The organism is Picosynechococcus sp. PCC 7002, from assembly GCF_963860125.1.
Taxonomy (GTDB): domain Bacteria; phylum Cyanobacteriota; class Cyanobacteriia; order Cyanobacteriales; family MRBY01; genus MRBY01.
Map to the genome: position 1 here is coordinate 1,033,012 of NZ_CAWLFA010000001.1, position 11,691 is coordinate 1,044,702.

The following is an 11,691-nucleotide window of genomic DNA, read 5'->3' on the forward strand; positions in this document are numbered from 1 at the left end:
CCCTTAAGATTTAGGGTGTTGATCATAGACATAGAAATTAGTACACGCTTTTTATGAATCATTCAGCTCCCCCAGTACCTACTTTTGATGCTTTGCTGGTTCCTACTGTTCAAGCTCTGCAAACATTAGGAGGCTCTGGCACCATTGAAGAAATTTATGAACAGGTCATCCAGTTATTAAATCTGCCAGATCAGATTCTTGAAATTATTCATGTAAACACATCCCAGAGTGAAGTCGAATATAGACTGGCATGGAGTCGGACTTATCTAAAAAAATATGGTCTTTTAGAAAATTCAGCACGGGGCGTTTGGTCTTTAACCTCAACGACGATCAACCCCGACGATCTCGATCCTAGGGAAGTTGTTAGGTTTGTTCGAGAAGTAGACAAGAAGAATAAAGCCTCGATAGATTTACCAAACCAATCAACTGAAACTACGGAAAATTTAGATGAAAGCACTTGGCATCAACAGCTTCACGAAATTCTTTTGTCATTAGACCCCGCCGCCTTCGAGCGATTAGCTCAACGGTTGCTGCGTGAGTCTGGTTTTATTCAGGTACAAGTTACAGGTAAATCAGGGGATGGGGGAATTGATGGGGTCGGCATTGCAAGAATTAATGGATTTCTGAGTTTTCATGTACTCTTTCAATGCAAGCGCTATCAAGGCTCAGTGACGGCAAGTCAAATCCGAGATTTCCGAGGCGCAATGCAAGGGAGAACTGATAAAGGCTTGATGATTACAACAGGAACTTTTACGCGAGACGCAATCAAAGAAGCAACTCGTGATGGTGCACCGCCCATTGATTTAATAGATGGTGAGCAGTTAGTTCAACGACTTAAAGAACTTGGCCTAGGGGTCAAAATCAATTTGATTGAGTCAGTCGATGTTGATGCCGAGTGGTTTACCAAGATTTGATTAGTTTGGTACATAAATTCTGAATCCCTCAAAAATATTTTTGAAGGGCGATCGCCCCATTTTGGCCACCAAACCCAAAGCTAAAACAAAGAGCATTTCGGAGTGGAGTATTCTGGGCTTTCATGACGAAATTTAAGTCAAATTCTGATTGTTCTAAGCCTACACAGGGAAAAAGCCGTTGCTCCCGCAACATTAACAGCGAGAACGCAACCCCCAAAGCTCCCGATGCGCCGAGGGTGTGACCCGTTGCCCCTTTACTACCACTGACAAAAGGACGGTGGGGAAATAGCATTTCGATCATCGTTGCTTCGGCTTGATCATTTAAACGGGTACTGGTGCCGTGGGGATGAATGTGATCTATATTTTCGGGTTCCAGGCCAGCCCAATCTAAACATTGGGCGATCGCCTTCATTGCGACCTGATAATTACCTTGGGGCGCGCTCATGTGGTGGGCATCACAGGTAAAACTCCAGCCAAGGATTTCGCCGTAAATTTTGGCGTTTCGTTGCTGGGCCGATTCTAGGGTTTCGAGCAGAAAGATCGCCCCCCCTTCCCCTAAAACCAAACCTTCTCGCCGTTGGTCAAAGGGAAAACAGCCCGTCGTCGCCAAAGCCCCCATTTTCTGGAACCCCGTAATACTCAAAGGCGTGACGGGAGATTCCACTGCTCCGGCTAACACCTGTGGGCGATCGCCCCGTTGCAAAAGTTCAAAGCCCTGGGCGATCGCCCATAATCCGGTGGTACAAGCCCCCATCGGTGCTAAAACTGGCCCTTGGGAGCCGACTTGCTGGGCCGTGGCGATCGCCAATTGGTTGGGTAAATAAGTTAACCAATTCTCTAATCCCCTCTGATGTCCTTGTTGGTCGTCGTACCGCAGCTTTTCCCACTGCCCCTGAAAGCCCCGACTGGAGCCGATCACAATCCCGCAATGTTCTAAAGGCGGTTCTAGGCCAGCATCTACGAGGGTCGCCTCAACGAGCGATCGCCGCAAAATTTCTAAATCTATAGGTTCTTTCCCCAACATCGCCACCGGAATAACGGGTAAATCCCGAAACGGTTGCCGCAATTGGATCGCGCTTTCTCCCCGTTGTAATTTTTGCCAAGCCTGGTGGCGATCGCCCAGGGCACAGCGTAAACCCAGGCCCGTTATCACTACCCGCACCATATCAATATCCCGTCACTAAGCATCAAAAATTTTGCGTCAGCCTGTCGATTTCTGGCGATCGCCGTTACCGTAGGATGTTGCAACCGATTATTCTCACCAAGGAAACTTACCACCGTGCCCAATCCTCCCCTGATCATTGTGCGCCACATCTTCCTGTTCGGACAAGCGGTTTCTTTGCCGGCCAATGCCTTTACCGGATTGGTGAATACTTTAATTTTGTTGCTGTTGGTGGCGACGGTCGTGGCACTGGTGACCCGCTGGCTCAGGATTCCCTACGTGATTGGTCTGGTGCTGGCAGGGTTGTTGATCCCCAAACAAATTCTCTCCGATGCCATTGGCTTGAATCCTGAGGTTATTCTCAATTTATTCTTGCCGATTCTAATTTTTGAGGCGGCGATCAATACTGATATCAGTCGTTTGCGCAGCACCATTAAACCGATTGCCCTTTTAGCGGGGCCTGGGGTGCTTTTGGCGGCGACGATCACCGCTTTTTTCCTGAAGGTCAGTTTAGATTTAGCTTGGCTAACGGCCTGTGCGGTGGGCGTGATCCTCACGATTACAGATACGGTGTCGGTGATTGCGGCCTTTCGGACGGTGCCAGTACCGGGGCGACTGGCGACCATTGTGGAAGGGGAAAGTTTGTTTAACGATGGGATTGCCCTTGTTCTACTGAATATTGTGACCACCATTCATCTGCAAGGCTCGTTTAGCGTCGGGGAAGGGGTTGAACAAATTTTAATTGCCTTTGTGGGGGGTGGCTTGCTGGGCCTGGGTCTGGGTTATTTGTGCATTGGTCTGTTCCGGCAATTGGATGATCCCCTCAGTAATATTTTGTTGACGGTGGCGGTCTCCCTGGGCACCTTTCAAATTGGTCAGGCCCTAGGGGTTTCTAGTGCGATCGCCGTGTTGATCGCGGGACTTTTGATCGGCAACGTGGCGCTGCGAGAATGTTCCGGTTCCGTGACGATTACGCTCCTGAATTTCTGGGAATATGCGGGATTTGGAGTGAATACCTTCATTTTTTTGTTTGTGGGGATTGAGGTCGCCCCTTTATCGTTGTTACAGACAATTCCGGCGGCTTTACTGGCGGTGGTGGCCTATCAAGTGGGGCGAATTTGTTCGATTTATCCTCTGCTGTCGGTGCTGAAATTTTTTGACCGTCCCTTGCCCCTCCGCTGGCAGCACGTACTCATTTTCGGTAATGTCAAAGGCTCTTTATCCATGGCCCTCGCCCTCGGCTTGCCTTTAACCCTCCAGGGGCGATCGCAGGTGATTACCCTCGTGTTTAGTACCGTCCTAGTTTCCCTGATTGGTCAAGGTTTGAGCTTGCCTTGGTTCGTGAAAAAGCTCCAACTCGCCAAGCCTTCCCCCGTCCGCCAACACCTCGAAAATTTGCAACTCAATCTAATCGCCGCCAAATCTGCCCAGGAAGAACTCAAGGAACTGTTGCAGAGTGGCAGTTTGCCGAAATTTCTCTACGAAGAACTCTTTGCCAGTTACCAAGCCCGCATTGCCAACGCCGAGGAAGAGTTACGGGGACTTTATAATCAACGCCTCACCCAAAAGTTAAGCCAGTTTGAGAACCAAGCTTATTTAGAAGGCTTGCGCCATCGCCTCTTTCTCGCGGAAAAAAGTGCCATTAACGAAGCAATTCTCAAGGGCTTAATTAGTGATGAGACGGCCCGGCCGTACTTACAGGAGTTAAACCAAAAAATTCTGGCCCTGCGAGATCCCTAGGCAACACATAACCCCATAAAGTCCACTAATTGGTGTACCAGTTCTGGTTTGGTGACAGCTAGGATTGTCGAACCGCTTTCTAGGAGTGTACTGCCGTTGGGGATTTGTAATTCTTCGTGGGGGTGCGCTTGGTAGCCAATCACCAATGTCCCGGCAGGAAACCGATGATCCTGGGCTAATTCCGCGACGCTCCGGCCAACAATGGCGCAATTTTCAGGAATCGAGAGCTTTAAAACTTCGATTTGACCCTGCTCAAAATGCATCATCGCATCGACTTCGGGATATTCGATGGCATTGACCACGCGATTGAGGGCCAGTTCTGTGGTGCTGATAATGTGGGTTGCCCCCGCGAGTTTGTAGGGCTCGATAAAGTCGCGATCGCGCATCCGGACAATGATTTGCGGGACACCATAGTGTTTGCAGAGAGTTACCAAGGCCAGATTGAGAGCATCGTCTCGGAGCGTGGCAATGACGGCGTTGGCTTTGCGGATGCCAGCTTCGATGAGGACACTGGTTTTAACGGCACTTCCTTCAAAGGCCATGACACCAATTTTTTCGCGGGCATCCTGACAGGCGGCGGCATCGGTATCAATGATCGCCACGGTGTGGTTCATCCGCTGGAGGGTTTTGGCGAGATCTCGTCCCATCATCCCGGCACCACCGATTAAAACGTACATGGGGTTTCTCCTTGGTAACTGGAAAAAAGGCGATCGCCTTTTGCCTTGATCATGAAGAGTTCTGACAGCGATCGCAATGGCCACAGCGGAAGTCTTTGGCCTGGTCATGGAAACCAAAACTGTCGATTAAAAATTGCCAGCGGCAGGTTTTTTGTCGCCAAAAGGTTTGTAGCTGGCGAACGGCGTGGATTTGTTGCTGTCTCAGAATCGTGAAGGCTTTCGGATCTAAGGTTGGCTGACGTTCGTAGGTAAACGGATCCCGCCAGCGGAGTTGCCCGGTGCTGTGTAAAATCCCTAGGCTTAATTCTGCCTGGTGATCGAGTTCTAAAATGCTGCCCTGGAGAGGTAGGGTCTGGGCCAATTTTGCGGCGTGGCGGATCTGCTTTTGGAGATTTTGTTGAAAAAAGCGCGTGCGATTTTTATCCTCCGGGTTTAAAAGGCCCGTGGGTTCACTGACCAAACTTAGGGCTGTGCTTTTTTTACCGTCGCGGCCGGCACGACCAATTTCCTGGAGATACTCCGCCAGCAGACTAGGGGGATGGTAGTGAAGAATCCAGCGCACATCAGCTTTATCAATACCCATCCCAAAGGCGTTAGTACAAACGACAAATTGCAAGCGCCCCGTTTGCCAATCTTTTTCCTGTTGGCGGCGATCGCCTGGACTAAGACCCGCATGGTAGGCCGCTGTCTGATAATTTTGTTGCCCCAGGGTCATGGCTAGGGTTTCCGCCTCCCGCCGCGACCGGACGTAAATCAACCCCGACGCCTTGGCATTGGTTTGTAGCAATCGGTGCAACTGGTCTCGTTTGCCCTTGGGACTCCAAACGGTGCGGCTCGCTAACTGTAAATTGGGGCGATAGGGACTCTGGACAAATTTTTTGGGACTCTTGAGCTGGAGGGTTTGGCTGATACTCTTCTGGGCTTGGGGATCAGCGGTGGCGGTAAAGGCGGCGATCGCCATTTTTGTGCCTTTGGGTTTGTGGCGCAGTAAGGCGGGACGGACAGCCCCTAAGCGGCGATAGGCCGGACGAAAGGTATCTCCCCACTGCACCAGACAATGGGCTTCATCGAGGATTAAAGCATTCACCTTGAGCTGGGGTTGAATCAAAATTTCCCAAACCGGGGGACTTAAAAGAGTTTCTGGCGATAGATAAAGCAAGCGCAACTGATTTTTTGCTACTGCCTGCAAGGTTTGCCGCCGCTCTAATTTGGACAACTGACTGTGGAGGAGTCGGGCCGAGAGTCGTTTTTCCTGGAGAGCTTGCACCTGATTTTCCATGAGGGCCACCAGGGGAGAAACCACTAGAGTCAGGCCCGTTTGTAGAATTGCTGGCAGTTGAAAACAAATGGATTTGCCGCCGCCGGTGGGCATGATAATGAGAGCATCCTGTCCGGCGAGTAAACTGCGAACAATTTGATCCTGGGGCGGCCGAAAATCGTCATAGCCCCAAATTTGCTGGAAAGTGTGCTGCACCTGCGCCCAAGTCTGTGTCATTTTCCCGTGAGATTCTCGCTACACCGTTTATTTTCAAGGCGAAACCCGTACAATAGTGGAGTTTTGCGAACCTTTAAGAATCTACAAAAGCAATGCCCACTGCTACTCTGCTAGTGTCCTGTCCGGATCAACAAGGTCTGGTTGCGAAAATTGCCAACTTTATCTACGCCAATGGCGGCAATATTATCCACGCCGATCAACATACGGATCTCAGTGCTGGTTTATTTCTAACGCGCATCGAGTGGGAGCTAGACGGATTCAACCTGCCACGGGAAGTGATTGAACCCGCTTTTGGGGCGATCGCCAAACCGTTGGGGGCGACCTACAGCTTACATTTTTCTGATCAGGTTCCCCGGCTGGCCATTTGGGTCACCAAACAGGATCACTGTTTGCTGGATCTGCTCTGGCGACAACAGGCAAAAGAACTCAAAGCAGAGATTCCCCTAATCATCAGCAATCACCAGGAACTAGAGGCGATCGCCCAGCAATTTAAGATTGATTTTCACCACATTCCGATCACCAAAGCCACAAAAGCAGAACAAGAAGCAAAACAATTGGCCCTGTTGCAAGAATACAACATCGATCTGGTGATCCTCGCCAAATATATGCAGGTGCTTAGTCCAGATTTTCTTGGCAAGTTTAACCAGGTGATCAATATCCACCATTCCTTTTTACCAGCCTTTGCAGGGGCGAAACCCTACCACCGCGCCTACGACCGGGGTGTAAAAATCATTGGTGCCACGGCCCACTACGTCACCCAGGATCTCGACGAAGGGCCGATTATCGAACAGGATGTGGTGCGGGTCAGCCACCGGGATGACGTGAAAGATCTAATTCGCAAAGGCAAAGATTTAGAACGTATCGTTTTATCCCGCGCCGTCCGCCTCCACCTGCAACATCGCGTTTTAGTTTACGGCAACCGCACCGCCGTCTTCGCCTAAAATCCTCCCTTGAGGGAGGTGGCCGATAGGCCAGAGGGTGTATGTCCCTTAAGGGAGGTGGCGCAGCTTAAGATTTCCCCTTGAGGGGAACTAAAGGGGTGTATAGGGTTTGCACCTGGGTAATCGGTAACCGGGAGGCCACGGGCAAATCTAGCCGGGAGCGATCGCCTTTCTGGAAATGTTCCGCCGCCGCACAGGCAATCATCGCCGCATTATCCGTACAGAACTTGAGGGGCGGGAAATAAACCTGAATCCCTGCTTCCGCTGCCGCTGCAGTCAAAATCTGCCGTAAACCACTGTTTGCTGCCACACCACCACCGACCACAATGGTTTGCAGTTGGCGATCGCCCGCACACCGTACTGCCCGTTTCGTCAAAGCCTGGGCAACGGTGTATTGAAAACTGGCCGCAATATCTGCTACAGGCACGGCTTTCCCCTGGGTTTCAAATTGCTGCACCAAACGCAGCACCGCCGTTTTTAGACCACTAAAACTGCAATCGTAGGGATGGTAACCCCCGCCAGGTAAGGAAATTCTCCCCTCTGGCAACTTAAAGGCCTGGGGATCACCTGTTTTGGCCAGGCGATCAATCACTGGCCCCCCCGGATAACCCACCCTCAACAGCCGCGCCACCTTATCAAAGGCTTCTCCAGCCGCATCATCACGGGTTTCCCCCAACAGTTTATATTCCCCACAACCGCGCACCTCAATGAAGCTCGTGTGCCCCCCAGAAACTAAGAGGCAGAGAAAGGGCGGTTCTAGCTCCGGTTGGCTGAGATAGCTGGCATAAATGTGTCCCTCTAGGTGATGAACGCCAATAAAAGGCTTGTTATGAATCATCGCTAGAGTTTTTCCGGCGGCCGCTCCCAACAACAAAGCCCCCACTAAGCCCGGCGCACAGGTCGTGGCGATCGCCTCAATTTCAGACCAGCTCAACCCCGACTGCTCAAAGGCCGTGTCAATACAAGCATTGATACTTTCTAAATGGTGCCGCGATGCCACCTCTGGCACAACGCCGCCAAATTCCCGATGAATGTCGATTTGTGAAGCAACCACATTGCCAAGAACTTTACGATTATTAACAATTGCAACGGCAGTTTCATCACAACTTGTTTCGATTGCTAAAACAATGCTCATATATCGGTATAACTTAGATTTAAGTTAACAACTTTAACCTTTTTTGCCTTTACTCGATACGCTGGTCACAGTAATATTGCTTCCAAAGTACAAATGGATTGGCGTATCTTTTGTACAAAAAACTTAATTATTTTGTAACAAAAGGAAACAAACTTATGCAACGTTTCGTAGCTGTTGTTTGCGCCTTTGCTCTCTCTTTAACTTTGTGGCTGGGTTTTGCTTCCCCCGTGAAAGCAGATTCTTTGTCTCACTTAACCCCCTGTAGTGAGTCCGCCGCTTATAAACAAAGAGCAAAGAACTTCCGCAACACCACCGCAGACCCGAACTCCGGTCAAAACCGTGCCGCTGCTTACTCTGAAGCCCTCTGTGGCCCCGAAGGTTTGCCCCACCTTATCGTGGACGGCCGTCTTGATCATGCCGGTGAATTTTTAATTCCAAGTCTTCTCTTTCTCTACATTGCTGGTTGGATCGGCTGGGCTGGTCGCGCTTATCTGATCGCAGTCCGTGATGAAAAAGATGCGGCAATGCAAGAAGTCATCATCAATGTCCCCCGGGCGTTTAGTTTGATGTTGGCTGGTTTTGCTTGGCCTTTGGCTGCTCTGAAAGAATTTACTTCCGGTGAGCTAGTCGTGAAGGATGCGGATGTCCCCATCTCTCCTCGCTAGGTTTTCATTTTTAAGTATTTATCATTCTTTTTGGAGTAAATAAATGGATAAGTTCTTATCTTCTGCGCCGGTGTTGTTGACCGCAATGATGGTTTTTACGGCCGGACTATTAATTGAGTTCAACCGTTTCTTCCCTGATCTTTTATTCCACCCGTAGGTTCAAATAAAACATCACTGGGATTTTGGTTTTAATAATCTAATAAAACAACAGCACTGGGAATAGTCTCAGTGCTTTTTTAATTGGTTCGACTTGATTTTTTTTGACTTTGTAGCGGCAGAAAGGCAATCAAGGAAATTGACCCGAATCGAATTAGAAGAAAGCCGTCATTTTGGCTACTTTGTGAAAATATGATGCTCGTAAATAAAGACTTAAAAAACTGGAAAATCATCGATAATTTTAACTATGAAATGAAGAGTTTCCAAGTAAATCAGGCCGGATAAATTAATCAAAAGTACAGAAAATCTTCTCCCTATTTTCAAGGAGAAACTTTATCTGTTGAGCACTAATTTTAAAGTTTAGTTTGTTGCCTTTGCGCCAATTTTAGGTTCGGTACCAGCGATGATTCTTTGGATATTACTGCGATGGCGCACAATGACATAAATACCAGCGATCGCCCCAAAGAGAATGTAGGGGAGGGGCTGCTGTAAAACAATCATCAAAAGCATCACGGCGATCGCCCCACTGATTGAACTCAGGGAAACGATTTGGGTTAAAGTAATTGCCGCTGCAAAGGTGACGATGGTGCCCAGGGCCACCCAAGGAGCCATAATCAAAAGGACGCCGATGCTGGTAGCAACGGATTTGCCGCCGTTAAAGCCGATGAAAATCGATTTGCTGTGGCCCAAGACAGCGGCGATCGCCACGGCCATGGTGAGCCAGTATTGGTCATAGTTGGCAGGAAAAGCGATCCATTCGGGGTGGGTATAAAGCAGCTTAAAAAATAAGATCGCCGCAACGCCCTTGAGCGCATCGAAGAGCAACACCGTGATCCCCGCTTTTTTACCGAGGGTTCTGAGGACGTTGGTCGCCCCTGTGGAACGGGAACCATAATCGCGGATATCAATTCCCTTGAGCCACTTGCCAGCTAGGTAGCCCGTGGGAATAGCGCCCAATAAATAGGCTACTCCGATGCAAAAGGGGGCGATCGCCAACGAAAGATTCATAACCCATTACTCCGATGCAGAAAACACGTGCGAAAACTTAGAAAAAGTAAGAAGAATCGGACTGGGGTTCCGGCGCAAATGCAAGCCACAACGGGTATTGCAGCAACGACAGATTAATATTGTCCTCAGCCTCATCAATAATGATTAGCGGTAGTCTATCATCTTCTACGAGTCGATCCGCCTTTTGGACGAGGGCATCGGGACTTTCAAATAAAATGACCCCAGAGTTTGGCCCGAAGTCACTGCGGGAGATGCCTAAACAGTCCTGTAAGCCCCGCCGCCATTCGCCGAGTCGTTCTGGGGTATTAGCCAAAATCAAGGCCCGGAGGCGATCGCCATAGAGACTGTAGAGCACCGATAAACTGGCCGAAGCCACAAGAATATTTTGCAGACGGCTACCCATGCTTCGGATCGCGCCCCGTCCGCCTTGGTCAAAGAACCATTTCTTCACCCGTTCGCTATGGATCGGCTCAAAGGTGCGACGCAGTTGCCAAGGGGGGCCATAGTAGTCCGGCGACATCCGGTATTGATCCAGCATTTCCTGGATTCGACGCGCCTTAGCTGCAAAACTTTGCTCCGAAAACTGGGGTGGAGTTAATTTTTGAGGAGGAGGCTCCGGGGTTGGTACTGGTGACGGTGCCGCAGACCAATCTTGATCAAAGCTGGGTAAGTCTAACTGCTCGGCGGCGATCGCCAAATCCTGCAAGCTCCCGATGAGATAGTCCTTAAACCCTTGCACCCGCACGGCAATTTCTTGGGACGTACCCGCAAAGGTGGTGCGCATTTCCTCACGGATTTTGTCCCGGCGTCGCTCCAATTGGGCAACAGATTTTTGCAGGCTTGCCTGTCTGTCTTCGAGGGTTTGGAGTCCTGTGGCCATCAACCGTTCCAGTTGAACTTGGAGATCTCCCGTTTCCGTTTGTAAAAGAGCCTCTTTTTCTGCCTTAAGTTCGGCAATCTCTGCCAGAAGCGCTGCTTTCTCTGCCTGTAATTTTTCTAAGTCCGTGCTGTCTGTCGTGGTCTCTGGGGTCTGGTCAGGCGCAGGAGTTGAAGCACTGGCATCAGGCTCGGTACCACTCGCTTCAGAGGGCAAATTTAATGGTTCTTTGGGAGTGGGTTGCAGATCTAATTTGGGTCGGTCTTGTTGGGGGTCTGAACTCATAAAAGTTTGTCCTTAGGGGCAACGGGTGACAACGCAGGGGAAAGCGTCATTAATGAAGGGTGTTAGTCTTGGCGGGGGCAGCGCGCTTCGAGAACCTGCTGGAGGGTGCGGGGGTCAAAAATAATCGGTAAAAAATGAATGCTATTGATTTCTTTAAAGTAAAACAGGATGGGAACCCTTGTCCAAAAGATGCGCCAATTTTGCCATTCGCGATAGGGGAAACGCCGAATGCGATCGCCGCTGCGATAAACATCTAAATCCGTGGCGGTGAATTCTAGTCGCAGGATTACTGCTTGAAACAGTAAAAATAGGCCAAATAACGAGGCGATCGCCCCCACCCAAATTTGCCAGAGGGCCAGGGGAATCCCACTAATAATCAGCACCAGGGGAATATTATAGCTAGGCCGTAATTCCACCGTTGGCGGCAGTTGATCGCTGAGCTGAGGGGACGGAGAAGCAGAAGTCATTGCTTGCTGTGGGGGTTTTAGGGTGAGCAGGGGTAAATTCCAATTTTAACGCCAAGCCTTTCCCCATTAAAGATTTTCTGATTTGAAGTACAAAAACAAAGAATTTGACGCGAAACCCAGAAAATTACCGGCCTTTCTGGAAAAAAACTCTTACGATAGGGAGATGCTT

12 protein-coding genes are annotated in these 11,691 nt (G+C 49.7%); 5 read left to right on the forward strand and 7 right to left on the reverse strand.

Features of this window, described 5'->3' with window-relative positions; genetic code table 11:
- Positions 1-53 precede the first annotated feature (53 nt).
- A complete protein-coding gene (locus AACQ84_RS05090; RefSeq protein WP_012306628.1) occupies positions 54-914 on the forward strand; it encodes a restriction endonuclease in 861 nt (286 codons plus the stop codon).
- Positions 915-942: 28 nt separating this feature from the next.
- Here the strand turns inward: AACQ84_RS05090 and AACQ84_RS05095 are convergent, their stop codons facing one another.
- Positions 943-2,076 (reverse strand): beta-ketoacyl-ACP synthase, encoded by a 1,134-nt coding sequence (locus tag AACQ84_RS05095; protein WP_041443806.1) that lies wholly within the window; start codon positions 2,074-2,076, stop codon positions 943-945.
- 141 nt (positions 2,077-2,217) lie between these two features.
- Here AACQ84_RS05095 and AACQ84_RS05100 point away from each other — a divergent pair, with 141 nt between their 5' ends.
- Positions 2,218-3,816 carry a cation:proton antiporter gene (locus AACQ84_RS05100; protein WP_223209930.1) on the forward strand — a complete coding sequence of 533 codons (1,599 nt, stop codon included), beginning with the start codon at positions 2,218-2,220 and terminating at the stop codon, positions 3,814-3,816.
- On the opposite strand, the gene AACQ84_RS05105 is transcribed toward AACQ84_RS05100, so the two are convergent.
- Together AACQ84_RS05105 and AACQ84_RS05110 are read right to left on the reverse strand one after the other, a co-directional pair.
- A complete protein-coding gene (locus AACQ84_RS05105) occupies positions 3,813-4,493 on the reverse strand; it encodes a potassium channel family protein (RefSeq protein ID WP_012306631.1) in 681 nt (226 codons plus the stop codon). The two genes, AACQ84_RS05100 and AACQ84_RS05105, sit on opposite strands and share 4 nt — an antisense overlap.
- A 49-nt stretch (positions 4,494-4,542) precedes the next feature.
- Positions 4,543-5,988: a RecQ family ATP-dependent DNA helicase gene (locus tag AACQ84_RS05110; RefSeq protein ID WP_012306632.1), complete on the reverse strand. Its 1,446-nt coding sequence runs from the start codon at positions 5,986-5,988 to the stop codon at positions 4,543-4,545.
- Between the two features lie 92 nt (positions 5,989-6,080).
- Between AACQ84_RS05110 and purU the strand changes: the two genes are divergently transcribed.
- Positions 6,081-6,929: a formyltetrahydrofolate deformylase gene (gene purU, locus AACQ84_RS05115; RefSeq protein ID WP_012306633.1), complete on the forward strand. Its 849-nt coding sequence runs from the start codon at positions 6,081-6,083 to the stop codon at positions 6,927-6,929.
- A gap of 67 nt (positions 6,930-6,996) precedes the next feature.
- Here the strand turns inward: purU and tsaD are convergent, their stop codons facing one another.
- Complete coding sequence (tsaD, locus tag AACQ84_RS05120; RefSeq protein ID WP_012306634.1) at positions 6,997-8,064, reverse strand: tRNA (adenosine(37)-N6)-threonylcarbamoyltransferase complex transferase subunit TsaD; 1,068 nt, start codon at positions 8,062-8,064, stop codon at positions 6,997-6,999.
- A 155-nt stretch (positions 8,065-8,219) separates the two neighbouring features.
- Between tsaD and AACQ84_RS05125 the strand changes: the two genes are divergently transcribed.
- Positions 8,220-8,729: a photosystem I reaction center subunit III, PsaF gene (locus tag AACQ84_RS05125; RefSeq protein ID WP_012306635.1), complete on the forward strand. Its 510-nt coding sequence runs from the start codon at positions 8,220-8,222 to the stop codon at positions 8,727-8,729.
- A gap of 43 nt (positions 8,730-8,772) precedes the next feature.
- Positions 8,773-8,886, forward strand: a complete 114-nt coding sequence (gene psaJ / locus AACQ84_RS05130; RefSeq protein WP_012306636.1) for a photosystem I reaction center subunit IX — start codon at positions 8,773-8,775, stop codon at positions 8,884-8,886.
- Positions 8,887-9,245: 359 nt separating this feature from the next.
- Here the strand turns inward: psaJ and plsY are convergent, their stop codons facing one another.
- From plsY to AACQ84_RS05145, 3 genes are all read right to left on the reverse strand, one after another.
- Positions 9,246-9,893 (reverse strand): glycerol-3-phosphate 1-O-acyltransferase PlsY, encoded by a 648-nt coding sequence (plsY, locus tag AACQ84_RS05135; protein WP_012306637.1) that lies wholly within the window; start codon positions 9,891-9,893, stop codon positions 9,246-9,248.
- Between the two features lie 37 nt (positions 9,894-9,930).
- Positions 9,931-11,055, reverse strand: coding sequence for a DUF3086 domain-containing protein (locus AACQ84_RS05140; RefSeq protein ID WP_012306638.1), 1,125 nt, complete (start codon positions 11,053-11,055; stop codon positions 9,931-9,933).
- A gap of 62 nt (positions 11,056-11,117) precedes the next feature.
- Positions 11,118-11,522, reverse strand: coding sequence for a DUF3119 family protein (locus AACQ84_RS05145; RefSeq protein WP_012306639.1), 405 nt, complete (start codon positions 11,520-11,522; stop codon positions 11,118-11,120).
- Positions 11,523-11,691 lie beyond the last annotated feature (169 nt).